The sequence below is a fragment of the Paraburkholderia phenoliruptrix genome (assembly GCF_019511605.1).
Classification (GTDB): domain Bacteria; phylum Pseudomonadota; class Gammaproteobacteria; order Burkholderiales; family Burkholderiaceae; genus Paraburkholderia; species Paraburkholderia phenoliruptrix_A.
In genome coordinates, this window is the sequence record NZ_JAEUAV010000014.1 from 124,581 (window position 1) to 150,141 (window position 25,561).

Below are 25,561 nucleotides of genomic sequence, written 5' to 3' on the forward strand. Positions count from 1 at the left end.
GCGCCGATACACCGGCGCGCCCTTCGCAACTTCACTTACTTGGTTTTCGCTGCCTTCGCGAGCGCTGCAACCGCGCTCTTCGAATCCTGCTGCGAGTTCATGAACTTCGTGACGACGTCGGAGATCGCGCCGGCTGCCGCATCCGGCTGAGCCATGCCGTGAGCAAGCGAGGGCACATAGCCGCCCGACTTGATCGCGGTTTGCTCATCCGCGTACGACTTCTTCGCGCAGTCGTCGAACTTTGCCATCGACACGCCGAGGCGCACCGGAATCGAACCCTTGTTCAGGCTGAACTGCTCCTGGAATTCCGGCGACATGATGGTCTTCGCGAGCGCGAGTTGGCCCGGCGTGGCAGCCTTCTGGCCTTTCTGCTGGAAGAACACGAACGAGTCGACGTTGAACGTGTACGACTTTTCGGTGCCCGGCACGGCAGCGCAGACGTAGTCCGCACCCGACTTCTTGCCGGCGTTGGCGAATTCGCCCTTCGCCCAGTCGCCCATGAACTGCATGCCCGCCTTGCCGTTGATGACCATGGCGGTGGCGAGGTTCCAGTCACGGCCGGTGCGGCCCGCGTCGAAGTAGCCTTGAATCTTGCGGACCGTGTCGAACACGCCGACCATCTTGTCCGAAGTCAGCGTCTTTTCATCCAGGTCGACCAGCGCCTTCTTGTAGAAGTCCGCGCCTTGCGACAGCACGACGTCTTCCCACAGCGTCAGGTCCTGCCACGGCTGGCCGCCCATCGCGATCGGCTGGATACCCGCGGCCTTCATCTTGTCGGCGACCGCGAAGAACTCCGGCCACGTGGTCGGCACCTTGCCGCCCGCCTTGTCGAGCGCAGCCTTGTTGATGTACAGCCAGTTCACGCGATGCACCGAGAACGGCGCCGCGACGTAGTGGCCGTCAGCGTGCATGATCTTGTCGATTTCCGGCGGCAGGTTCTTCTTCCAGTCGCCCGCGACCGAGTCGATCGGCACCAGCACGCCCTGCGAAGCCCAGTCCTGAATCAGCGGACCCTTGATTTGCGCCGCGCTCGGCGCGTTGCCCGAGATCACCTGCGTCTTGAGTGCCGTCATGGCAGCCGCGCCGGCGCCGCCCGCAACCGCGAAGTCCTTCCACGTGTAACCCTGCTTCGTCATGTCGTCCTTGAGGACGCCGACGGCTTTCGATTCGCCGCCCGAAGTCCACCAGTGCAACACTTCGACCGACTCGGCAGCCTGCGCAGCCGAGACGCCACACATCAGACCTGCGGCGCACAGAGCGCCCATGATCGCGCGAAATTTCATTGCTTATCTCCTCCAGACACCTGAACAAAAAACAAATGGCCCCTGATGTCGCCAGGGTGCTGTGGTTGGTTCAAAACAGGCAAAACACTGGGCGATCGAGCATGGTCGGGCGCATGCGCGGAGCATGTGCCGGCGGCCGATGTCCGGTCGCTGGAAGCTCAAGAGATGAGTGGTTCGGGATGCAACTGACTGTCTCCTCTTTTGATTTTTGCCCGCCCGCGTCGCGCGGCAGACTCGAGGTGCCTTGCACTTCAACGAGGGGACCGCCCGCCGATGCCGCCATGCGTTGTCCGCCACTTGTCGTTAACATGCAGGGGGCGCCTGCCGATTCGCGAAACGCGCAACCTGCCTGCCAGCGCACGCTTTTTTCATCGAATTAGCGCTACCTCTTGATTTGGATTGTAGTTAAACTACAATTCAGTGTCAAAAAATATTTTATCGGACTACGGTCGCCCTTCCGCGAGCAGTGAGCGGTCCGCGCGGCGGCCTCAGGACATCGACGGAGACTCATGCAAACCGATTCAAGCTTCACCTTCGTTCTCTTCGGCGGAACCGGCGATCTGTCGATGCGCAAGATTCTCCCCGCCCTCTTCGAAGCACATCGTGCGGGCGGCATGCTGGCCGACAGCGGCAAGATCGTCGCGGTTGCGCGCCATGTCGGCGATCGCGGCGAATACCTCGAGTGGGTGAACGGGCACGTCAAGCCGCATGTGTCGAAGAACGGTGTCGACGAAAGCGCGTGGGCCAGCTTTCTGGAACGCATCGAGTTCGTGAAGCTCGACCTCGGCAATCCCGAAGACTTCGTGCTGCTGCGCGATGCGGTGCAGGCGCTGCCTGGCATCCGCGTGTTTTATCTGGCCACCGGTCCGTCGCTGTTCGTGCCTATCTGCCGCGCGCTCGCGTCGGTGGGGCTGAACGAAAACGCGCGCATCGTGCTCGAGAAGCCGCTCGGCTACGACCTGAAGTCGTCCAATGCGATCAACGACGCGGTCGGCGAAATCTTCGCGGAAGAGCAGATCTACCGTATCGACCACTACCTCGGCAAAGAGCCCGTGCAGAACCTGCTCGCGCTGCGTTTCGGCAACGCGCTGTTCGAGCCGCTGTGGCGCCGCGAGTGGGTCGAGAGCATCCAGATCACCATTGCGGAAGAACTCGGTGTCGAAGCGCGCGGCGATTTCTACGACAATACCGGGGCGCTGCGCGACATGGTGCAGAACCATCTGCTGCAACTGCTTTCCATCGTTGCAATGGAGCCGCCTCACTCGATGGACTCCGACTCGGTGCGCGACGAGAAGCTGCGCGTGCTGCGTGCGCTAAAGCCCATCGATCCGCTCGACATCGGCAAGGTCGCGGTGCGCGGCCAGTATCATTCGGGCGTGATTCGCGGCACCTCGGTGCCCGCCTATGCGACTGAACCTGGCGTGAAGCAGAACAGCACGACGGAAACCTTCGTCGCGCTGAAGGTGGAGATAGAGAACTGGCGCTGGGCGGGCGTGCCGTTTTTCCTGCGCACCGGCAAACGGCTGGCCGATCGCGTCGCGGAAATCGTGGTGAATTTCCGCGCGGTACCGCATTCGGCGCTGGGCGCCTCGGCGTTGCGCGCCGGCGCCAATCGTCTGGTGATCCGTTTGCAGCCGAACGAGACCATTCGCCTTTACTGTCTCGCCAAGCAGCCGGGCGAAGGCATGAACCTCGCAAGCGTTCACCTCGATCTCGCGTTCGACCAGTTCTTCCGCGAAGGGCAGATGGAAGCGTATCAACGTCTTCTGCTCGACGTGATCAACGGTCGTCTCGCGCTCTTCGTGCGACGCGACGAACAGGAAGCGGCATGGAAATGGGTCGAGCCGATCCTGAACGAATGGAAGGCTTCGAACCGGCCGCCCAAGCCGTATGCGGCGGGCACGTGGGGTCCCGCGGCCGCCAGCGCGATGCTCGCGCAGCACGGCACCTGCTGGCTCGAAGAAGAGAACTGATTCGCGGCGGCCTTGCGCCGCGCTAACAAAAAAGCAGCACGGAGGAGAAGTGATCGAGCTTCACGCTTTCGACGATCAACGCGCCCAATCCGACGCGTTGGCGAAGGCAGTCGGCGACGCGCTACATGCATCGCTGGCCGCACAGGCGGCAACGTCGGACGCCGGTATTGCCGGCGCATCGACGGCCGGTAACGCAACCGCCGGCGCGCGCCCGGCCCTGCTCGCCGTGTCCGGCGGCAGCAGTCCGCGCCCGTTCCTGCAGACGTTGTCCACACACAGCTTCGACTGGCCGCGCATAGCCGTGACGCTGGTCGACGACCGCTGGGTGCCCGAGACGGACAGCGCGAGCAACGCACAACTCGTGCGTGCCACGCTGCTGCAGCGCGCGGCGCAGGACGCGACCTTCTGGCCGCTCGCGGACACGACCCAGGACCTGCATTCGCACGTCGCCACGCTCAACGCCGACCCGCGTTTTGCGAACGTGCCCGACGTCGCGATTCTCGGCATGGGCGAAGACGGCCATACGGCGTCGATTTTCGCGGATGCCCCCGAATGGGACCACGCCATTACGACCGCCGAGCGCTTTGTCGCCGTGCATCCCGGCAGCGCGCCGCATGCACGCGTGAGCTGGTCGCTTTCGGCGTTGAAGGAAATCAGGCATCTGTTTCTGCTGATCGCAGGACCGCGCAAGATGGACGTGCTGAACGCCGCCGCCTCTTCGCTACAAAAAAATGCCATCTCGCAGCTGGCAAACGACAAGGGAGTGAGACTCGATGTCTACTGGTGTGCAAACTAAGGCTGTTCCGGGCGCGGGCCAGCACGCCGACGGACCGAGGCTGCTCGCCGACATCGGCGGCACGAATGCGCGCTTCGCGCTCGAAACCGGACCGGGCGAGATCGGCTCGGTGCAGGTCTACCCTTGTGCGGATTATCCCGGCGTTGCGGACGTCATCAAGAAGTATCTGAAGGACACGAAGATTGGCCGCGTCAACCACGCGGCAATTGCGATTGCGAACCCGGTCGACGGCGATCAGGTCAGCATGACGAATCACGACTGGACGTTTTCTATCGAAGCCACGCGCCGCGCGCTCGGCTTCGACACACTGCTCGTCGTGAACGACTTCACCGCGCTTGCGATGGCCCTGCCGGGCCTGACCGACTCGCAGCGCGTGCAGGTCGGCGGCGGCACGCGCCGGCCGAACAGCGTGATCGGCCTGCTCGGCCCCGGCACCGGCATGGGCGTATCCGGCCTGATTCCGGCGGACGACCGCTGGATCGCGCTCGGCAGCGAAGGCGGCCATGCCACCTTCGCGCCGGCCGACGAACGCGAGGACATCGTGCTGCAGTACGCGCGCAAGAAGTGGTCGCACGTGTCGTTCGAACGTGTGGCCGCGGGCCCCGGCATCGAAGTGATCTACCGCGCGCTTGCGGGCCGCGACAAGAAACGCGTGGCCGCCACCGTCGACACGCGCGAAATCGTCAAGCGTGCGCTCGATGGCGAGCCGCTCGCGGCCGAATCCGTCGACGTGTTCTGCGGCATTCTCGGCACCTTCGCGGGCAATATCGCGGTGACGCTCGGTGCGCTTGGCGGCATCTATATCGGCGGCGGCGTCGTGCCGCGGCTCGGCGAGTTCTTCGCGCGCTCGTCGTTTCGCAAGCGCTTCGAGGCGAAGGGCCGCTTCGAGGCGTACTTGCAGAACGTGCCGACCTACGTGATTACCGCGGAATATCCGGCTTTTCTGGGCGTTTCCGCGATTCTTGCAGAGCAATTGTCGAATCGCGCGGGCGGCAGTTCGTCGGCGGTATTCGAGCGGATCCGTCAGATGCGCGACGCGTTGACGCCGGCCGAGCGCCGCGTCGCCGATCTCGCGCTGAATCATCCGCGCTCCATCATCAACGACCCGATTGTCGACATCGCGCGCAAGGCCGACGTGAGTCAGCCGACCGTGATCCGCTTTTGCCGCTCGCTCGGCTGCCAGGGCTTGTCGGACTTCAAGCTGAAGCTCGCCACCGGTTTGACCGGCACGATTCCGGTCAGCCATAGCCAGGTGCACCTCGGCGACACGGCGACGGATTTCGGCGCGAAGGTGCTGGACAACACTGTCTCGGCCATCCTGCAGTTGCGCGAGCACCTGAACTTCGAACACGTGGAGCGCGCCATCGACCTGTTGAACGGCGCGCGTCGCATCGAGTTCTACGGGCTCGGCAATTCGAATATCGTCGCGCAGGACGCGCACTACAAGTTCTTTCGCTTCGGCATTCCGACCATTGCGTACGGCGATCTGTACATGCAGGCCGCCTCGGCTGCGTTGCTCGGCAAGGGCGATGTGATCGTGGCGGTGTCCAAGTCCGGCCGCGCGCCCGAACTGCTGCGCGTGCTGGACGTCGCGATGCAAGCCGGTGCAAAGGTCATCGCGATCACGTCGAGCAATACGCCTTTGGCCAAGCGCGCCACGGTCGCGCTGGAAACGGATCACATCGAGATTCGCGAGTCGCAGCTCTCGATGATTTCGCGCATCCTGCATCTGGTGATGATCGACATTCTCGCGGTAGGCGTGGCGATTCGTCGCGCGGCGCCGAGCGCGGACGTCGCGGAGACGGTTGCCAAAGCACGTCAAGGCGCCGACGACGACGCGAGCGCCGTGCTCGACTGGCTCAGTCACGGCGCGGCTTCATCGGCGCGCGACTGAGTCCGCCCGCAGCCTGATTCAGGTCGGCATGAAGGCCACGCTGCGGCGTGGCCTTTCATTGCAACGGACGAAGCACGAGAGGAGCCGTCTGTTGAAGCGATAATAGAACCCCCATCGCTCACGGCCATGCACACCGATGATCATCCGCCCGCACCTCCACTGGTTCCGCATGCTGCTCGCCTGGCGGGGCTCGGTTCTTCCGCAGTTGCTGCCACGGCTCGCGCTCATTTTCGCCATTTCGGTGGTCGCGGTCGCGGCGCACGATCATCTGTTGCCGATCTCGCTGAACCTGAACACCACCGCGCCGTTCTCGCTGGTCGGCATTGCACTCGCGGTGTTTCTCGGCTTTCGCAATAACGCGAGCTACGACCGCTGGTGGGAGGCGCGCAAGCTGTGGGGCCAGTTGCTCAACGACTCGCGCTCGCTGACCCGGCAGGCGCTCACCTTGCGAGCGCGGCAGTTGCCGCAAGAAGACCTGATCGAATTTTGCACGGCGCTCGGTGCACTCGCGCATGCGCTGCGCCATCAGCTTCGCAGAACCGATCCGCGCGACGATCTGGCCGCGCGTCTGCCGCCCGCGCTGCTGGAACGCGTGATGGCGTCGCGCTATAAACCGGCTACGCTGATGCTGGTTCTCGGCGAATGGGTGCAGCGCCACGCGCAGAGCGGCGCAATTGATCCGATGGCGGTGCTCGCCTTCGACCGCAATCTGAATGGCTTGTCCGATGTGATTGGCGGATGCGAGCGCATTGCGTCCACGCCCCTGCCGTTTGCGTACTCGGTGATGATCCATCGCACCGTGTACTTCTTCTGTGCGTCGCTACCGTTCGGGCTGGTCGACAGCATCGGCATTTTCACGCCGGTGTTCGCGGTGTTCGTTGCCTACACGTTCATGGCGCACGAAGCGATCGCCTCGCAAATCGAAGAGCCGTTCGGCACCGACGACAACGACCTCGCGCTCAACACGATGTCCATGATTATCGAAGACGCTATGCGCGATCTGCGCGGCGAGCCGCCGCTTGCGCTGCCGGGTCCGCAGCCGGAGAGCTTTGCGCTCACCTGAACCTGAACGGAAATGCCGACATCCGGCATGACGCGGCGACCGAGGCGACCGAGGCGACCAAAGCGACCGGGGTGACTCAGGCGTCTAGTCGTTGCCGGCCGTTTCGGCGAGGCGTTTGAGCATTGCAACCCGCGCGCCGATGATGTCGAAGCGGCCGCGCTCGTCGACAAGCGGCGTGGCCGCGTTCAGGTACGTAGTCCACGCCTTCTGCGCACGCACCAGCGTTGGACGTGCGCGCACCGGCAACTTCGCCCGCAGACGGCGGTAGTAGCGGTTCATGTCGAACATGGCGTGTTCGCAGCGAGCGTCGGCAGTACAGGCGCCAAGACGCTTGCCGCGCGACGGCTGGCCGGGGCGTGCGTCGGCCACCGCGCCGCGCAGCACGAGCGCACGGTCGCGCACCGGCTGCAGTTGCATGTCGGCTTCGGCCAGCAGGTACATGGTGCCGCGCGTGGTCGCAAACACCGCCGCGAGCAGTTGTTTGTCGGCGTCGCGCAAAGCCTCCCAGCTTGCCTGGCTTTTCTGCCACTGCTTGCGCCGCGCGGGCGGCAATTCCGGCTGCAACTGCTGCCATGCGTTGTCGAGCGCGGTCTTCCAGCCGATGCGCGCCGTCTCCATGCACTGCACCTGCCCCGCCGTCGACGACATATCGCTGCGCGCAAGACACGTGCGCATCGCCGCGTCGATGGGATCGGCAGCGGCAACTTCGGCGCGCGCCGCCAGCGGCGCGGCGCCGAGCACGCACGTGAGCGCGAGTGCAAGAAGCCTCGTTGGCCGCATTGTCAGACGCGCACGCAATCGACGAAATACTCGATGCGGCCGTTGATCATTTCGCCGACGAGCCCGTGGATGTCCGTGTGGAAGCCCGGGAAGCGCTCGTTGAACTCGCGCGCAAAGCGCAGGTAGTTGACGATAGTCTTGTTGAAACGCTCGCCCGGAATCAGCAGCGGAATGCCCGGCGGATAAGGCGTCAGCAGAATGGACGTGACGCGGCCTTCCAGCTCGTCGATGGGCACGCGGTCGATCTCGCGATGCGCGAGCTTTGCGAATGCGTCCGACGGCTTCATTGCCGGTTCCATGCTCGAGAGGTACATCTCGGTCGTGAGGCGCGCAATATCGTTCGCGCGGTACACGCTGTGGATCTGCTGGCACAGGTCGCGCAATCCGACCCGCTCATACGTGGGGTGCAGCGCGACGAAGTCCGGCAACACGCGCCACAGCGGCTGGTTGTTGTCGTAGTCGTCCTTGAACTGCTGGAGCTCGGTCACCATCGAGTTCCAGCGGCCCTTCGTAATGCCGATCGTAAACATGATGAAGAACGAGTACAGCCCGGTCTTCTCGACGATGATGCCGTGCTCGGCCAGATATTTCGTGACGATCGCGGCCGGAATGCCCGACTCGCCGAAATCGCCGTTCATGTCCAGACCCGGCGTGACGATGGTCGCCTTGATCGGGTCGAGCATGTTGAAGCCCTCGGCGAGCGGACCGAAGCCGTGCCACGAGTCGTCCGGGCGCAGCATCCAGTCTTCGCGCGAGCCAATGCCTTCTTCGGCAAACTGCTCCGGGCCCCAGACCTTGAAGAACCAGTCGTCGCCGTATTCTTCGTCGACCTTCGTCATCGCGCGACGGAAGTCGAGCGCTTCGGCAATCGATTCTTCGACGAGCGCGGTGCCGCCGGGCGCTTCCATCATCGCCGCGGCCACGTCGCACGAGGCGATGATCGCGTATTGCGGGCTTGTCGACGTGTGCATCAGGTACGCCTCATTGAAGCGATGCTTGTCGAAGCGGCTGTTCTTCGAATCCTGCACGACGATCTGCGAAGCCTGCGAGATGCCGGCCAGCAGCTTGTGCGTGGAGTGCGTCGCGTACACCATCGCGCCGATGCGCGGGCGGCCCGCGCCGATCGCATGCATGTCCTGATAGAACTCGTGAAACTCCGCGTGCGGCAGCCACGCCTCGTCGAAATGCAGCGTGTCGAGCCATTCGCCCAGCATCTCCTTGATCATTTCGACGTTGTAGATCACGCCGTCGTATGTGCTTTGCGTGATGGTCAGAATGCGCGGCTTGAGGTTCGGGTTGTTCGCGAGCGCTTCGCGCGCGAACGGATTCGCCGCGATCTTTTTGCGGATGTTCTCCGGCTCGAATTCCGAGCGCGGAATCGGACCGATAATGCCGAAGTTGTTGCGCGTGGGCGTGAGAAACACGGGAATCGCGCCCGTCATCGTGATCGCGTGCAGGATCGACTTGTGGCAGTTGCGGTCCACCAGCACGATGTCGCCCGGCGCCACGGTGCCGTGCCAGACGATCTTGTTCGAGGTGGAGGTGCCGTTGGTCACGAAGAACACGTGGTCCGCGCTGAAAATGCGCGCGGCGTTGCGCTCCGAAGCCGCCACCGGCCCGGTGTGATCGAGCAGTTGCCCGAGTTCGTCCACTGCGTTGCAAACGTCGGCGCGCAGCATGTTCTCGCCGAAGAACTGGTGGAACATCTGCCCCAGCGGGCTCTTCAGGAACGCGACGCCCCCCGAATGGCCCGGGCAGTGCCACGAGTACGAACCTTCGTCCGCGTACTTCACGAGCTCCTTGAAGAACGGCGGCGCGAGCGAGTCGAGATACACCTTTGTCTCGCGAATGATATGGCGCGCGACGAACTCCGGCGTGTCCTCGAACATGTGGATGAAGCCGTGCAGCTCGCGCAGAATGTCGTTCGGCAGATGGCGCGAGGTGCGCGTCTCGCCGTACAGAAAAATCGGAATGTCCGCGTTGCGGCGGCGTACTTCGGTCACGAACGCGCGCAGCGCGACGATCGCGGCCGCGAGCTCTGGCGTTTCGCCTTCCACCACGACGTTCTCGACGTACGGCAGCAGCTCGTCGTCGTCAATGGAAAGGATGAAGCACGACGCGCGGCTCGACTGCTGCGCGAACGAAGTCAGATCGCCGTAGCTCGTCAACCCGAGCACTTCCGCGCCTTCTTTCTCGATTGCTTCGGCCAAAGCCCGGATGCCGGAACCCGAGATGTTCTCGGAGCGGAAATCTTCGTCGATGATGACGACGGGAAAACGGAACTTCATGGGCGATTCTCCAAAAAGAACGACCGCTGCATTCTGAAAATCGCAGCGGTCACCCGAATAGCTGGTGGGTCAATGCGCTGCCGACGTCACGTCTTGGGCAACGTGACGCCGTGCTGACCTTGATATTTGCCGCCGCGATCCGCGTACGACGTTTCACAAATCTCGTCGCTTTCAAAGAACAGCACTTGAGCGACGCCTTCGTTCGCGTAGATTTTGGCAGGCAAAGGTGTCGTATTCGAGAATTCGAGCGTGACGTGCCCTTCCCATTCCGGCTCGAACGGCGTGACGTTCACGATGATTCCGCAGCGCGCGTAAGTGGACTTGCCGAGGCACACGGTCAGCACCGAGCGCGGAATGCGGAAATACTCGACCGTGCGGGCAAGCGCGAACGAATTGGGCGGAATGATGCACACGTCGCCCTTGAAGTCCACGAACGATTTTTCGTCGAAGTTTTTCGGGTCGACAATCGTCGAGTTGATGTTCGTGAAGATCTTGAATTCGTCGGCGCAGCGAATGTCGTAGCCGTAGCTCGAAGTGCCGTAGCTGACAATCTTCCGGCCGTCCTCGGAGACGCGAATCTGATCGGGCACGAACGGCTCGATCATTTTGTGCGACTCGGCCATGCGCCGGATCCACTTGTCGGATTTGATGGTCATAGGTGAACGCTGCTCGACGTAATAACAGATAGGTGACGGATAACCGACGGGTAACTGAATGATGGCTGCGCGGTGTGCGCCGGGGCACCACGGCCCGGGCCCGCTGCTCAGGTGTCCATGACGGTGCGCCGCACGAAAGGCGCTTATTTTACGCGATCGTGAAGATGCTGCCGCAGATCCGCGCTGCAAGCGCTGCCGCTGGCGAGCCGCTCGAGGATAAAGCCCGTGGCGCTTGCGCTCATTGACGGATCACGCCGCAAGCGAGCGCCGGACCCGCGCCGTGCTGCGGATACGCGTAGGGGTCGGTGGCGTCGTGATGCAGCAGAACCGCGCGCTGCAGGACCGAACGGATACCGTCGAGCGAGACGTCCGGTGCCACGATGAAGCCGCTTGCCACACCGTTGGCGTCCGCATGGATGTTGCCGAGATCGCCCTCCACGCGCGCGCCTGCTTTCAGACGCTCCGCCGCGGGCGAGAACACCTGGCCGGCGCTCGAGGCGTCGGCGGCATTGCAGTCGCCGCGCTCGTGCACTTGCAGCGCATGATCGCTATTGGGCGGCAAGCCCGCAAGATTGTAGGTGACCTGCACTCCGTCAGAGCGCTCGATGAACGTCACGAGGCCGCGCGCCTGATTGCTTACGGTGGGCAGCAACTGCGCGTCGGCACGCTTTTCCTGTGGTCTCAGGAAGGCGCTGCAGCCGCACAACAGCACACTGCTGGCAGTCAGGACGATGAACGCATGCACCGCCTGCCCGTCGATTCGTTTTCCCATGCGATCCTCTTGCCGGCCTGGCAGCCGCCCCTGCGGCCGCCGAGCCGAACCTGTGAAGTCGACATGATACCGCGAGACATCGCGAAAACAGACGCTTGCGCCCGCCTGCCGCGCCCGGCGGGGCTGCCGCAGTGCGCCGGCCCGCCGACCGGCACGACCTGTCAGGTGTTCTGCACGACGATGTTGGGGAACTTCGAGCTCATGTCGCGCGCCCGCTCGGCGATATGCACCGCCACCTTGCGCGCGATCGTGCGATACGTTTGCGCAATGCGCCCTTGCGGGTCGGCCACCACGGTCGGCCGGCCAGAGTCGGCCTGCTCGCGGATCGCAATGTCGAGCGGCAGGCTGCCGAGCAGGTCGACGCCGTACTCCTTGCCCATTCGCTCGCCGCCGCCCGCGCCGAAGATATGCTCTTCGTGCCCGCAGTTCGAGCAGATGTGCATGGCCATGTTCTCGACGATGCCGAGAATCGGAATGCCCACCTTCTCGAACATTTTCAGGCCCTTGCGCGCGTCCAGCAGGGCAATGTCCTGCGGCGTGGTGACGATCACGGCGCCCGTCACCGGCACCCGCTGCGAAAGCGTCAACTGGATGTCGCCGGTGCCCGGCGGCATGTCGACGATCAGGTAGTCCAGATCGCGCCAGTTGGTCTGCCGCAGCAGCTGTTCGAGCGCCGACGTGGCCATTGGGCCGCGCCACACCATTGGGTTGTCCTGCTCGATCAGAAAGCCGATGGAGTTGGCCTGCAGGCCGTGACCTGTCATCGGGTTCATGGTCTTTTCGTCCGGCGACTCCGGGCGCCCTTCGATGCCGAGCATCAAGGGCAGCGACGGGCCGTAGATGTCCGCGTCGAGTATGCCCACCGACGCGCCCTCGCTCGCCAGCGCGAGCGCAAGATTGACGGCAGTCGTGCTCTTGCCGACGCCGCCCTTGCCCGACGCCACTGCGACGATGTTTTTAACGTTCGGCAAAAGTTTCACGCCGCGCTGCACCGTATGCGCGGCGATTTCCTGCGAGACCTGCACGCGAGTCTGCGCCACGCCCGGCACGGCGCGCAGCGCGTCGTCGAACTGTTTGCGGATCGCGTCGAATTCGCGCATGGCCGGATAGCCGACTACCACCGCGACGCTGACCGTGTCACCCTCCACGGCCACGTCCTTCACGTTTCTGGCAGCCGCATACGGCCGGCCGGTGTTGGGGTCAGTGACGGCTGCGAGCGCAGCGTCGACCAATGCCCGATCGATACTCATTGACACTCCGAGGGGAACACCGGCGTCGCGGCGGGATCGAAATCTCGCCGCACGCCGGAATTTGCAAGCAATTGTTAGTCAGCATTGCGAAAACCACGCATGCGGGGCACCCTTCCGGCAGGCGAATTGCCCTGGGGCCGCATCGCTGTGCGCCAGCCTTTATTGTAGTGGCTGGGGTGAAGCGATGCCGGAAGACCCTTCTTCACTGTCGGACCGGGACGGACGAAGAAGGTCCTTGGGCCAGGTCCTTGGGCCAGGTCCTTGGGCCAGGTCCTTGGGCTTGGTCCTTGGGCTGCTCGCAAGCCTGCCGCCTGGGTTATCCGGCCGGACCGGCACAAGGCTGTTGCTGCAGCAAGCGCCGCTCACTAGCAAGGCGCGACGTCGCGAAAATGCTTTAAATGCTTTACCTGCGCGCTTTAAGCGCGTCATTTGCATCAATCGAGAGGAACCAAAAATGAACGCAAGACTCATGACTCGCCTGGCCGTTTTCGCAGTTGCCGGCTCCGTGCTGGCAGGTTGCGCCAGCCAACAGGGTACTAACACGGCTGTCGGCACGGGCGTGGGCGCCGGCACCGGCGCGGCGCTCGGCGCGATTTTCGGCGGCGGCAAGGGCGCGGCAATAGGCGCGGGGGTCGGCGCTGCGGTGGGCGGCATTACCGGCTACAACTGGCAGGCCATTCACAACAAGCTGTCGGGCGCAACCAAGGGCACCGGTACGCAAATCACCGAGCAGCCGGACGGCTCGCTCAAGCTGAACATTCCGAGCTCCGTGACGTTCGACACGAACAGCTATGCGATCAAGCCGTCGTTCGCGCCGGTGCTCGATCAGCTGACGCAGACGCTGCAGCAGAATCCGGAAGTGATCGCGCAAGTGGTCGGCCATACCGACAGCACCGGGCAGCCGGCCTACAACCAGACGCTGTCGGTCAATCGCGCGCAGAGCGTGGTGAGCTTCCTCGAGCAGCGCGGCGTTGCGGCGCAGCGCCTGTCGGCGCAAGGCATGGGTCAGAACCAGCCGATCGCCGACAACAACACGGAAGCCGGCCGCGCCGCCAACCGTCGCGTGGAAATCTACCTGCGCGCCACGGCTCAGCACGCCACGCAGTAAGCACGGCGCGCGACAGTACGGAGAAAGGCGGGCGCGCGCAGCGCCCGCCCGGCTCAGGGCGGCTTGGGGCGGCTTGGGAGCGTGGTTTATCGCGCCGCAGCCCGCTCTGGACCGGCCAGACAGCGGCGCAATGTTGTTGCGCTCGGCGCGCGGCACAGCCTGAAAAATGCGCGGCGGGAAATCTCGTACGGGAACGAAAAAAATTTCGAACTCTCGCGAAAATTCGCTGTCTGTCTTTACGGTACGTGGCTGGCGAAGCCGCCGCGTCACCATTCTCCTCTTGTCGTTGTTGCTCCGGGGTTAATCGCCCCGGTTTTTTTTGGGCGCTCGCTTTTCGCGTCGTCCAAGGCCGCGCGGCTGCGCCAGCCCCGCGCGGGCCCGCGCCCGGCGGGCGTCCGCCCTGCTAGAATCGACCTTTCGTCCCACCGCAGGCTCCCACCATCGTTATGTCAGCACCCGCAACCGATCTCACCGCAGGCGCGCCGTCGGGCCGCCGCCAGATTCTCGTCACGTCGGCCCTTCCGTATGCGAACGGGCAAATCCATATTGGCCATCTGGTCGAATATATCCAGACGGACATCTGGGTCCGCGCGCTGCGAATGCACGGGCACGAGGTCTACTACGTGGGCGCCGACGACACGCACGGCACGCCCGTCATGCTGCGTGCGGAGATGGAAGGTCTGACGCCGAAGCAACTGATCGACCGCGTCTGGCAGGAGCACAAGCGCGACTTCGACAGCTTCGGCATTTCGTTCGACAACTATTATTCGACCGATTCGGAAGAGAATCGCGTGCTGAGCGAGAACGTGTATCTCGCGCTGAGGGAAGCCGGCCTGATCGAGGCGCGCGACATCGAACAGGCATACGACCCGGTCAAGGAAATGTTCCTGCCCGACCGCTTCATCAAGGGCGAATGCCCGAAATGCGGCGCAAAAGACCAATACGGCGACAGTTGCGAGGTCTGCGGCTCGACCTATCAGCCGACCGATCTCGTCAATCCGTATTCGGTTGTCTCGGGCGCCACGCCGGTTCGCAAGACATCCACGCATTACTTTTTCCGCCTTTCGGACCCCCGTTGCGAGAACTTCCTGCGCGAGTGGGTCGGCGGCCTTGCGCAGCCCGAGGCGACCAACAAGATGCGCGAGTGGCTGGGCGACGCCGGCGAAGCCAGACTCGCCGACTGGGACATCTCGCGCGACGCGCCTTACTTCGGCTTCGAGATTCCGGGCGCGCCGGGCAAGTATTTCTACGTGTGGCTGGATGCGCCGGTCGGCTACTACGCGAGCTTCAAGAATCTCGCGCAAAAGCGCGGCCTCGACTTCGACGCGTGGGTTCGCCCCGGCTCGAAGGCGGAGCAGTATCACTTCATCGGCAAGGACATTCTGTATTTCCACACGCTGTTCTGGCCGGCCATGCTCGAATTTTCGGGTCACCGCACGCCGACCAACGTGTTCGCGCACGGTTTTTTGACCGTGGACGGCGCGAAGATGTCCAAGTCGCGCGGCACTTTCATCACCGCGCAAAGCTTCATCGAGACAGGGCTGAATCCAGAATGGCTGCGCTACTACTTCGCTGCCAAGCTGAACAGCACGATGGAAGACCTCGACCTGAACCTCGACGACTTCCAGGCGCGCGTGAACAGCGATCTGGTCGGCAAGTACGTGAATATCGCGAGCCGTGCCGCGGGCTTCCTGATCAAGCGCTTTGACGGCCGCGTGCAGGACAGCGCGATGCAGCATCCGCTGCTCGTCACGCTGCGTGCCGCGCTCGGACAGATCGCCGCGAACTACGAGGCACGCGAGTACAACCGTGCGCTGCGTCAAACCATGGAACTGGCCGACGCAGTCAACGCGTACGTCGACACGGCCAAGCCGTGGGACCAGGCGAAGGACCCGGCTAACGCCGTCGCGCTGCACGAAACCTGCAGCGTGAGCATCGAGGCGTTCCGGCTGCTGTCGATCGCGCTCAAGCCCGTGTTGCCGAAGCTGGCCGAGGCGGTCGAAGCGTTCCTCGGCGTCGAACCGCTGCAATGGGCCGATGCGAACCTGCCGCTCAGCTCGGCGCGCCCGATCAACGCGTACAAGCATCTGATGACGCGCGTCGATCCGAAGCAGATCGAAGCGCTGCTCGCGGCCAATCGCGAGTCGCTGCAAGCCACGCCGCAAACGGCGGCGCCTGCGGCGGCGGACGCGAAGGCGAAATCCAAAGCCGCCAAGGCTGCCAAGGCCGCCGCCGCCGCTGCTCCCGGCGCGAGCGACGAAACGCCCGGCGTCATTTCGATCGACGACTTCGCGAAGATCGATCTGCGCGTCGCAAAAATTGTCGACTGCAAGGCGGTGGAAGGCTCGGACAAGCTGCTGCAACTCACGCTGGACGTCGGCGAGGAGAAAACCCGCAACGTGTTCTCCGGCATCAAGTCCGCGTATCAGCCCGAGCAACTGATCGGCAAGCTCACGGTGATGGTCGCAAACCTCGCGCCGCGCAAGATGAAGTTCGGTCTGTCGGAAGGGATGGTGCTGGCGGCGTCGGCGGCGGATGAGAAAGCCGAGCCGGGCCTGTACGTGCTCGAGCCGCACAGCGGCGCGAAGCCCGGTATGCGGGTGAAGTAAGCGCGGGGGAACGCGCGGCGGCGGGTTTGGCGCTTCGGTCAAGCCCGACGTGGCTCCTGGCTCTGCACCATCCAAGAACGGCACGCCCTGCAAAGGCGTGCCGTTTTTTCATAGCCGCAACCGTCACCACTTGATCCGGTCGTAACGCCGTGTATAGAGCAGCGTGATGCCGTCGAAGGTGCCGCCGTAAGCCGCTACCGACCAGTAGCGCGTCAGGTTGACGGTCGCCTTGATCGCATTGCTCGCGGACTGCAAGCCCTGCTCGTAGCCGATTACGAGCCATTCGTTGATCGCCTTCGACACCATCACCACCTGCGGATCGGTCAGCCCGACTTCGCTGCGGCCAATCGAAAACTCATCCAGACCAAAGGTCTGCGCGATCCGCTTGCCGCTGGCGCTGCCGAGCAGCGCCAGCGCCGTCGTCATGGTGCTCTGCTGGCCGAGGTTGTTGCCCTGGTCCGTGCCGTGGCCGAACAGCAGCCACGAAAGCTTTTCGTTGTCCGGCACGTTCGGCTCGGACACGAGTTTCGCAACCGGGAACTGCACGGTGCCGGTCACCTGCACGCCTGCCTCGACCTGCTGGTTGCGGCGCATCGCCAGAATGTTGATGCCGGGATTCGCCACCGGCCCGTTGAACGTGAAGAAGCCGTTCTCGATGTTCAGCTTGCGGCCGAACGCGGTGTAGGTCGAGCCCGGCGTCACGCGCACGTTGCCGACCGCGCGCAGCGGCAGGTTCGGCGCGCTCATCGCCGTGATCGTGCCGGTCAGGCCGAGATCCGCGCCTTGCCCGCGGAAGCGGAAGCTGTTGCCGAGACTGATGTCGATGTTCGCGCGCGGCGCAAACGGGCCGATCGGCTTGTTGCTGCCGGGCACCGGCCGCGGCCGCTCGCCGGCCACGGTGCCGTCCGGGCGCACCACCACGACGTCGTCGCCGAGCTTGGGCGCCGACTGCTCCGGCATGTCGAAGAGCGCATGATCGACCACGAACTTGCCGTTGATCGCCATGCCGCCCTGCGCGCCCGCGTTCGCCACCGTCGCGCTGCCGGTCAGCGACAGGTTGCGGTCCGGCGCGGCAAAAAGCTCGAGCTTGTCCGCGACGATGCTTGCGGTCAGGTCCGGCTCCGCGCCGTCCAGGCGCACGCGGCCGGTGGCGCGCAAGGTGCCGCTCGCGCCGTGGAACTCGACCTGCTGGAAGTCCACGAGATTGTGCGACAGCGCGATGCGCACCACGCCGTCCTTCAGTTGCACGCCCTGATCGACAAGGGTGGCCGACAGCTCGTCGCCGAGCAGCGAGCCGGTCAGGTTGGGCCGCGCGACGGTGCCGCCGAGCGCGAGCTTGAGCGCCAGATGGCCGTCTAGCAGATAACTCGGGCCGAACAGCCCGCCGGTCGTTTTCAGCGACGGCACATTGGCGCTCACATTGCCGGTGAGAACGCTCTCCTCGTCGACCGTCAGAAAGCCGTCGCGCGCGACGAGCAGCGTATGCGCGTCGGCGTCGATCACGCCGATGCGGCTCGCCTGCGCATGCAGCGTTGCGTTCAGCCGGTTGCCGCCGCTGAATTCGGCACGCGCGGCGATGTCGGTAATGCCGAGCGACGCCAGCCCGCGGCCTATCTCGACGGTGGCGTCGCCGCTGCGGCGCTTTAGCTGGATATGTCCGCTCGCGCTGTTGCCGAGCGCGAAGTCCCAATCGCCGTCGAAGATCAGGTCGGTCTTGACCGCCGGCGGCACGCCGGTGATCTCGCGGCGCAGATCCTGAAGACGCGCGAGCGAAATGCCGGTCAGACTGCCCGCCGATTGCACCCGGCCGTGGTCGAACGCGAACGATTTCAGGCTCAGCACCGCGCCTTCCAGCGTGAGGCGCGTCGCGCCGAGCGTCAGGCGGCGCGGACCGGCGCTCACGGCGAGAGGCGAGTCGAGATTCAGCGCCGGTGTGCCGCGGTTTTGCAGACGGGTCACCGTGCCGTCCCAGCGCGTGCCGTCGCGCGCTTCGGTGAGCTTACCGTTGGCCGCGAGCGTCAGATCGAGCGGGCGCTCCTGCAGCTTGCCGGTGGCGGCCGCTTCGAGCGAATGATTGGCGCGCGTGCCGGTCAGACGCGCGGTGAGCGTGGCCAGATCGACGCCGCCTGCGCTGACGTTGCGCGCGTCGGTGGTGAAAACCAGCGCACCGTTCGCACCGTCGCGCAGTTCCGCGTGGCCTTCCGCATGGCCGATGCGGTTGCTGCTCAGCACGACGCTGTCGGCCTTGTAGTTCAGCACCACGTTCGGGTGATCGAAGGTGCCGGTCAGATCGCCGTCGGCGGCAATCAGGCCGGCGAGACCGAAGCCGAGGCGCTCGAGCGCGGGGGCGTCGACATGAAAGCGCAAGCGGTCGCCGCGCGCGCCGAAGCTGCCTTGCAGGTCGACCTGGTTGCCGGCCACGGAGAGGTTCGCGCGGCTCGGCAAAATTCGCGAGCCCGCCAGTTGCACGGTGCCGCCGCCTGTTAGCGGCAGGCCGTCGTAGACGCTCGGACCGAGCCTGAATTCGGCCTTGGTGGTGAACACCGGCGCCAGCATGCCGGTCGCGGACAAGGTGCCGTTGACCTTCGCCTCTATCTTCCGGGCGGGCGGCGCGGCGCGTTTGGGCGCGGGGCTCTTGCGCTGCAGCACCTCGGTTTTTACCACGGCCTTGCCGGTGTTCTTGACTGCCGCCGCCGCTTTGTCGGCCGGAGCCGCGCTTTTCGCGCCGGCGGTGCTGCCCGCTTGCGCAGCGGCCTCGGCCGCGAGCTTGCCGTTCGCGGCACTCTGCGTCACGGCGGGCCCCTTGACCGGCGTGCGCGACGGCATCTGCGAAGTCAGCGTCAACGGGTCGAAGTCGGTCAGTTGCGCTTTCAGGTTGTAGCTGGAATTCGCATCGTGCTTGAGCGCGCCGGACAGCTCGATGCGGCCTTGGCCCGACGTGACGCGCACGTCGTTGAAGCTGAGCCGCGCGGGGTCCATTGTCAGCTTGCCTTGCGCGCGCAGCGCGGCTTTTGGATCGGCAAGATCGAGCGTGACAGTCTGGATATCGTCGTTCAACCGGATCGCGATGGGACCGGAAAGCTGTGTCGGACGCACCGCCGCCTCCAGCGCGTTCAGGTCGAGCCCGGCCACCTGCAGATCGAACTGCCCGCGCTTGCCGGCGAGCGCGCCGCCGCCTGTCAGCGTGGCGCTTTTCACGAGCCGCACGGCGAGATTCGAGATGCGCTGCGCCTGGGCGTCGAGGCGCACATCGGCGTTGGCGTCGATGAGCGGCAGCAGGTTTTGATCAATTGCGCCGGGACGTGCGTTGACGATCGAGATATGGCCTGCCACGGCGAACGGGCTGGCCTTCGCGGAGTTGTCCGCTTGCGCGGGTGCTTCTGGCGGCGCCTCGCTTGCGTGCCGCCCACCTGAGCTGGCCGGATGCGCGGGGGCGCGACGCCCAGACGCGCCGGCAGGCGCGGTTGCGATGGATCCGGAACCGGCCTTGCCACTGTCATCACGGCCGCGGTCCGCCGGGCGGGCCGCGCCGTCGCCACCCGCCGGGCCAGGTTCGTGCCCCACCGGCTGCAACTCCGCTCTCACCGCCAGATCGGCGAGCGGCGCGCCCGGCGCAAATGCCTGCGGATTGACGTGGTCGAAGGTCAGCGTCGCGCGTTTGAGCGGCACTTCGGCGAATGGTGTCGCCTCGACGTGCGCGTGCCCCGCGAGCTTCATGCCGCTCGCGTCGAGCTCCGCGATCAGATTTTCTAGCGATCCGCTTATCTGCCCGCCCACCTGCACGGCCTCGTCGCGGACCTTGCCGGAATAAGAGAGGTCGCCGGCGATTGCAAACGGCTTCACGCCGTCGAGCTTCGCCGATGCCGCCACCGCGCCGAACGGCGTATCCAGCCGCTCGACCGCGGCCTCGTGATGACGCCCGTCGCTGCGTCCATGAAAGGCGAAGTGCGCAAACTCGCTGGTCGAGGTGCCCTGACGCAGCAACAGCCTGTCCACCTGCACGTCGCGGATCTCGAGCTGCATCGGCAAGCGCAGATCTTGCGGCAGCTTCAGCGGCTCGTTGCTGCGCGGCGACGAGGCGCCAATGCGCGCGTCCACGGTGCCCACATGCAGATAGTCGACGGTGAAACGCCACGGCTCGCGCGTCAGCCCCCAGCGGCCGGCCACGCGGTCGATCTGGATGTCGGTGCCGCTGCCGTCGAGCGCGCGCCAGCGCACGTCGCGCAGCCGCACGCCGTTGGCCAGCGCGCCGCCTTCCAGGGTGCCGCTCAGCTTGCCGCTCAAGAGCCGCACCGCCGCCTGCCAGGCGTAAGCGGTGCCACGTTCGGTGGTCAGCGCTCCGTAGACGAGGCCGAGCGCCAGCACGACCAGCAAGACGATCACGACCACCGCCCAGCCGAGCGTTTTCACCAGCAGGCGACCCACGCGGCGCCGCCGCGGCGGCGGACCTGGCGGCCCGGCTTGGCGGTCGCCGGGAGGCTGGTCGCCGGGGGGCGGTGCGGGAGGTTGGGCGGAAACGTCCGTGGTCATGCGCGGTTGGAGAAAGAGGAGGTTTCCATCAGAAGGCGATCCCGAGCGTCAGATAGGGCCGCACACTGCGGTTGCGAATGCCGTACGCAAGGTCGACGTTGACCGGCCCGACGGGGCTGCGCCAGCGCGCGCCGACGCCCGCGCCCGGATAGAACACGCGCTCGCCCCACGTGTCGGTGGCGGTGCCGACGTCGAAAAACGCCGCCGCGCCCCAGTCGTGCGTGAACCAGTGCTGGTACTCCGCCGACGCCGTGACAAGGTATTTGGTCGGCAGCACCGAGCCCTGAACGTTGTTACCGATGCTCTGGTAACCATAGCCGCGCACCGAGTTCGAGCCGCCGGCGCGAAACAGCAGCGAAGCCGGAATGCCGCTGGAGCTGCCGCTCGTGAACACGCCGCCCAGTTCCGCGCGAAACACCACCAGGTCTTCCTTGCCGATGGGCAAATACTGTTGGCCGCGCGCGTAGCCGCGAATGAACGTCTGGTCGGTCAGCACGCCCTTCACCGCGAAACCGGCCTCCACGTGGATCAGGTTGCCTTTGCGCGGGAACAGCGGGTCGTCGGTATTGCGGCGGGTCCACGACCATGAAGGCACGAGCGCGCGGCTGGTGGTCGGCGCGCCGACGTTCTGGTCGAGCCGGTCCTGGTAGAACAGGATCGCGTAGTTATAGTCGATGAATTGCGACGTACGCGTGCGCTGCACGCCGCCGCGAATGCTGTAGATGCGCGTGTCGGAAACGTCGGTGGTGGTGTACGAGGCAAGCACGCTGTTGGTCCACGCGCGCGGCCCGGGCGGCATCGCGAGCTGCACCTGGCCGTATTGCTGGACCTGATCCAGACGTCCGTCGATAGTGAACGGCCACGCCTTGCCGAACGTATTCAGATACGAATACGCGCCCTGCACGAGCGCGCCATTGTCGGTCGAGTAGCCGACGCCGCCGCGAATGCTGTTGTACGGATACTCCGACACCTTCACGTGCAGCGGCGTTTCGACCGGCTTGGCGGGGTCGCTGTCCACGTCGATCGCAACGCTCGCGTAGTACGGCGTGTTCTGCAACTGCCGCTGCAATTCGGTGATGCGCTGCACGTCGTAAATGTCGCCCACCGAGATCGGATTGACGTTATCGACGATCTGCTCCGGGTAGCGCCGCGTGCCCGACACGTCGAGCTTGCCCATCGTGAAGGTCGGCCCGCTTTCGAATGCGACCGAGAGCTTCGCCTCGTGCGTGCGCGGATCGACGCGCGCCTCCGAGTGGTAGATCTTCGCGCCGAGATAGCGGCGCGCCTGCAACGCCTTCAGCGACGCGTTCTTCGCGTCGTCCCACTCGCTTTGGGAAAACGGATCGCCTTCGTGCAGCGTGAAGGCGAAGCGCGCCGCGTTTTCCTGCGCCGGGTCCTCGGTCAGCACCGGGCCGCGAAAGGAGAGCGAGATCGAGCTGACGATGGTTTGCGGCCCCGGATCCACGTTCACCGTGACGTGCTTCGTCTTGTCCACGGTACGCACGTCGGTACGGACCACCGGCGTGAAGTAGCCTTGCGTGGCCGCGAGGTCGCGCACCTGCTGGGGCGTGGCGGTGATCAGAAATTCGAACTGGTCGTCGCTGATGTCGGGACGTTTCGCGAAGCGCGCAATGTCGAGGTGCTCGTCGAGCAGCTTGCGCAGCGAACGCGGCGAGGCTTGCACGTCGACCTTGTAGCTCGCCGCCGCGCGCGCTGCATAAGCGGGGCCGCCCGCGAGGACCAGCAGCATGCCGACGGCGAGCCACGCGTGCAGCCAGCGCAGCCAATGCCGCCGCCCTGCGGCGTTGACTGCGGCCGGCTGCGGCGCTGCGCCCAGTGCGCCCAGCGCGCCGCGCCGCTCGTGCGGCTTTTCGATCACACACCCCGCCAAGCAGGACCTCCGGCCATGGTTGATTGAATTTGTCGTTCGGGCGCGCAGTGCCGCCGAAGCTCACTATTTGACCACATCGGCGCAACGGCGCTATCTCTAAACGCATCCGCTAATGCGCCGCTAATGCACCGCGAATGCACACTTGGACGCACTTCGGAGAAGACGCGCAGCCCCGCACCCGGGCGCCTTATGCGGGACGCACGCGCCCGCCTTTGACGCGCCGCGCGGCGCGCGGGTTCCAGCCGCGCGAAGCGAAGCGGCAGATACACACCCCGCGCGGCCTGCCCACCGGAGTTTTTCGACCGCGCGCGGCGCATGAGCTAAAATTGCGAAATCGAGTAGCGGCACGTGCGCAGAGCAGCGAAGCCGCCATTTCCCCAACTACGGAAGAAGTCGAGCCATGTATCAATCGGACATCACCCAGTTCCTGAACCAGCTCAAGCAGCAAAAGCCTAACCTGGAAGCAGAGCAACGCCGCGGCCGGGCGCTTCTGTGGGACAAGCAGCCGATCGACCTGGAAGAGCGCGCCGAGCAGAAGGCTTCGCGCGTCGAACAGACGCCTTACCAGTACTACCAGAACTTCTGAGCGCCGCGCCGCCACCAATGAGTCACGCCGACGAGGCTCACGGCGCACCGCCGGCGTCGCCCGACGCCGCGCTTGCCACGCCCGCCACCGATTCGACGCCGGACACTGTCGACGGCATTGCGTTCGCGCGCCTGTACGGCGAGCCGCTCTTCAAGCTGCCCACCGACCTGTACATTCCGCCGGACGCGCTCGAGGTATTTCTCGAAACGTTCGAGGGACCGCTGGATCTGTTGCTCTACCTGATCCGCAAGCAGAACTTCAACGTGCTCGACATCCCGATGGCGGACGTCACCGTGCAGTACTTGGGCTACGTCGACCAGTTGCGCCAGACCAATCTCGAACTCGCCTCCGAATATCTGCTGATGGCGGCCATGCTGATCGAGATCAAGTCGCGCATGCTGCTGCCGGTCAAGAAGGTAGACAGCGGCGAGGAAGCCGAAGACCCGCGCGCCGAACTCGTGCGGCGCCTGCTCGAATACGAGCAGATGAAGCTGGCCGCGCAGCGCATCGACCAGTTGCCGCAACTCGGGCGGGACTTCCTGCGCGCCGAAGTGTATATCGAGCAAAGCATCACACCGCGCTTTCCGGACGTGAACAGCGAAGACCTGCGCGCCGCGTGGGCCGACGTGATCAAGCGCGCGAAGCTGGTGCAGCATCACAAGATTTCGCGCGAGGAACTGTCGGTGCGCGAACACATGAGCACGATTCTGCGGCAGTTGCAGAACGCGCGTTTCATGGAATTTTCCGAGCTTTTCGACACCAGCAAGGGCGTGCCCGTCGTGGTAGTGAATTTCATCGCCGTGCTGGAGTTGTGCCGGGAATCGCTCGTGGAAATCACCCAGGCGGAGCCGTTCGCACCGATTTATGTGCGCCTTGCCTACTTGCCGGCCTGAACACCGCTGCGCAGCTCGAACGGGTCCGATAATCGCCGGATGAACGCCGGATGAACGCCGGATGAGGCCGGACAAGCGCCAGATCAGCGCCGACCCAAGCGCTCCTCGCAGCAATGCCGGCGCGCCCCCTTTCGAGGCGCCGCTCAGGCCTCATTTCGGTGCAACCGGCCGCCAAATCCACTACAATCCCGCGCTTCGAACCTGTCATTACCAGTGAGGCCGCGGGCCGCGCTACCGGCCAGGGCCGTTGCGTCAACCCAGCCTCGCGCCGCGCGAGGAATCCCCGTCCGATCATGAAAGTCATCAGCTCGATCCATGAATTGCGCGACCAGTTGCGCGGCCAGAATCGCACCGCCTTCGTGCCGACGATGGGCAACCTGCACGAGGGCCATCTGTCGCTGATGCGCCTCGCGCGCCAGCACGGCGATCCGGTGGTGGCGAGCATCTTCGTCAACCGTCTGCAGTTCGGGCCCAACGAAGATTTCGACAAATACCCGCGCACGCTCGAAGCCGATATCGAGAAGCTGCAGAAAGAAAACGTCTACGTGCTGTTCGCGCCGACCGAGCGCGATCTGTACCCGGAGCCGCAGGAGTATCGCGTGCATCCGCCGCACGACTTGGGCGACATTCTGGAGGGCGAATTCCGCCCCGGCTTCTTCCAGGGCGTGTGCACCGTCGTGATGAAGCTCATGTCCTGCGTGCAGCCGCGCGTCGCGGTGTTCGGCAAGAAGGACTACCAGCAGTTGATGATCGTGCGCCGCATGTGCCACCAGTTCGCGCTGCCTACCGACATCGTGGCCGCGGAAACCGTGCGCGATACCGACGGCCTCGCGCTCAGCTCGCGCAACCGCTACCTGGAGCCGGCCGAGCGCGCCGAAGCGCCGATGCTGGCGGCCGAACTGAATCGCGTGCGCGACGCGGTTCTCGCGGGCGAGCGCGACTTCGCGGCGCTCGAGCGCGCGGCCATGGCATCGCTCAGCGCGCGCGGCTGGCAACCCGACTACGTCGCGGTGCGCAAGCGCTCGAATCTGCTGCCCCCCGGTCCGCAGGACGCGAACGCCGAACTCGTCGTGCTGGCCGCGGCCAAGCTCGGCGCGACCCGTCTTATCGACAACCTCGAAATCTAAACTTGCTTGAGGCGATTCGCACGACACCTGAGAATCGCCAGGAATCAAAGGATTGGCCAGCC

The 25,561-nt window shown here is 64.9% G+C and carries 17 protein-coding genes; 9 read left to right on the top strand and 8 right to left on the bottom strand.

The window, feature by feature from the left end; translation table 11 throughout:
- Nucleotides 1-35: 35 nt before the first annotated feature.
- Nucleotides 36-1,283: an ABC transporter substrate-binding protein gene (locus tag JNB89_RS18660; RefSeq protein WP_013338497.1), complete on the bottom strand. Its 1,248-nt coding sequence runs from the start codon at nt 1,281-1,283 to the stop codon at nt 36-38.
- Nucleotides 1,284-1,792: 509 nt separating this feature from the next.
- Between JNB89_RS18660 and zwf the strand changes: the two genes are divergently transcribed.
- The 4 genes from zwf to JNB89_RS18680 all read left to right on the top strand — a co-directional run bounded on the left by zwf (nt 1,793) and on the right by JNB89_RS18680 (nt 7,009).
- Nucleotides 1,793-3,256 carry a glucose-6-phosphate dehydrogenase gene (gene zwf, locus JNB89_RS18665; RefSeq protein WP_013338496.1) on the top strand — a complete coding sequence of 488 codons (1,464 nt, stop codon included), beginning with the start codon at nt 1,793-1,795 and terminating at the stop codon, nt 3,254-3,256.
- 49 nt (nt 3,257-3,305) lie between these two features.
- Nucleotides 3,306-4,052: a 6-phosphogluconolactonase gene (pgl, locus tag JNB89_RS18670; protein ID WP_013338495.1), complete on the top strand. Its 747-nt coding sequence runs from the start codon at nt 3,306-3,308 to the stop codon at nt 4,050-4,052.
- Nucleotides 4,030-5,946, top strand: a complete 1,917-nt coding sequence (locus JNB89_RS18675) for a bifunctional transcriptional regulator/glucokinase (protein ID WP_013338494.1) — start codon at nt 4,030-4,032, stop codon at nt 5,944-5,946. Before pgl ends, JNB89_RS18675 begins: the two co-directional genes overlap by 23 nt.
- 136 nt (nt 5,947-6,082) lie before the next feature.
- Nucleotides 6,083-7,009, top strand: coding sequence for a bestrophin family protein (locus JNB89_RS18680; RefSeq protein WP_135893217.1), 927 nt, complete (start codon nt 6,083-6,085; stop codon nt 7,007-7,009).
- Nucleotides 7,010-7,093: 84 nt separating this feature from the next.
- On the opposite strand, the gene JNB89_RS18685 is transcribed toward JNB89_RS18680, so the two are convergent.
- From JNB89_RS18685 to apbC, 5 genes are all read right to left on the bottom strand, one after another.
- A complete protein-coding gene (locus tag JNB89_RS18685; protein WP_220363241.1) occupies nt 7,094-7,789 on the bottom strand; it encodes a lysozyme inhibitor LprI family protein in 696 nt (231 codons plus the stop codon).
- 2 nt (nt 7,790-7,791) lie between these two features.
- Nucleotides 7,792-10,077 (bottom strand): arginine/lysine/ornithine decarboxylase, encoded by a 2,286-nt coding sequence (locus JNB89_RS18690; RefSeq protein ID WP_013338491.1) that lies wholly within the window; start codon nt 10,075-10,077, stop codon nt 7,792-7,794.
- A gap of 86 nt (nt 10,078-10,163) precedes the next feature.
- Entirely contained in the window at nt 10,164-10,733 is a 570-nt protein-coding gene (dcd, locus tag JNB89_RS18695; protein WP_013338490.1) for a dCTP deaminase, read from the bottom strand.
- 238 nt (nt 10,734-10,971) lie between these two features.
- Nucleotides 10,972-11,505 carry a superoxide dismutase family protein gene (locus tag JNB89_RS18700; RefSeq protein ID WP_013338489.1) on the bottom strand — a complete coding sequence of 178 codons (534 nt, stop codon included), beginning with the start codon at nt 11,503-11,505 and terminating at the stop codon, nt 10,972-10,974.
- A gap of 161 nt (nt 11,506-11,666) precedes the next feature.
- Nucleotides 11,667-12,755 carry an iron-sulfur cluster carrier protein ApbC gene (gene apbC, locus JNB89_RS18705; RefSeq protein WP_220363242.1) on the bottom strand — a complete coding sequence of 363 codons (1,089 nt, stop codon included), beginning with the start codon at nt 12,753-12,755 and terminating at the stop codon, nt 11,667-11,669.
- Between the two features lie 454 nt (nt 12,756-13,209).
- Here apbC and JNB89_RS18710 point away from each other — a divergent pair, with 454 nt between their 5' ends.
- On the top strand, nt 13,210-13,863 hold the full coding sequence (locus JNB89_RS18710) for an OmpA family protein (protein WP_013338487.1): 654 nt from the start codon (nt 13,210-13,212) through the stop codon (nt 13,861-13,863).
- 446 nt (nt 13,864-14,309) lie between these two features.
- Nucleotides 14,310-16,472 carry a methionine--tRNA ligase gene (metG, locus tag JNB89_RS18715; RefSeq protein ID WP_220363243.1) on the top strand — a complete coding sequence of 721 codons (2,163 nt, stop codon included), beginning with the start codon at nt 14,310-14,312 and terminating at the stop codon, nt 16,470-16,472.
- Nucleotides 16,473-16,595: 123 nt separating this feature from the next.
- Here metG and JNB89_RS18720 read toward each other — a convergent pair whose 3' ends face one another.
- Both JNB89_RS18720 and JNB89_RS18725 read right to left on the bottom strand, forming a co-directional pair.
- A complete protein-coding gene (locus JNB89_RS18720) occupies nt 16,596-21,002 on the bottom strand; it encodes a translocation/assembly module TamB domain-containing protein (protein ID WP_220363244.1) in 4,407 nt (1,468 codons plus the stop codon).
- A 28-nt stretch (nt 21,003-21,030) separates the two neighbouring features.
- Nucleotides 21,031-22,893 carry an autotransporter assembly complex protein TamA gene (locus JNB89_RS18725; protein WP_220363245.1) on the bottom strand — a complete coding sequence of 621 codons (1,863 nt, stop codon included), beginning with the start codon at nt 22,891-22,893 and terminating at the stop codon, nt 21,031-21,033.
- 400 nt (nt 22,894-23,293) lie between these two features.
- Between JNB89_RS18725 and JNB89_RS18730 the strand changes: the two genes are divergently transcribed.
- From JNB89_RS18730 to panC, 3 genes are all read left to right on the top strand, one after another.
- Nucleotides 23,294-23,479, top strand: a complete 186-nt coding sequence (locus tag JNB89_RS18730) for a DUF3460 family protein (protein ID WP_013338483.1) — start codon at nt 23,294-23,296, stop codon at nt 23,477-23,479.
- Between the two features lie 17 nt (nt 23,480-23,496).
- On the top strand, nt 23,497-24,372 hold the full coding sequence (locus tag JNB89_RS18735) for a segregation and condensation protein A (RefSeq protein WP_013338482.1): 876 nt from the start codon (nt 23,497-23,499) through the stop codon (nt 24,370-24,372).
- Between the two features lie 293 nt (nt 24,373-24,665).
- Nucleotides 24,666-25,499 carry a pantoate--beta-alanine ligase gene (gene panC / locus JNB89_RS18740; protein WP_220363246.1) on the top strand — a complete coding sequence of 278 codons (834 nt, stop codon included), beginning with the start codon at nt 24,666-24,668 and terminating at the stop codon, nt 25,497-25,499.
- The last annotated feature ends 62 nt before the right edge of the window (nt 25,500-25,561 follow it).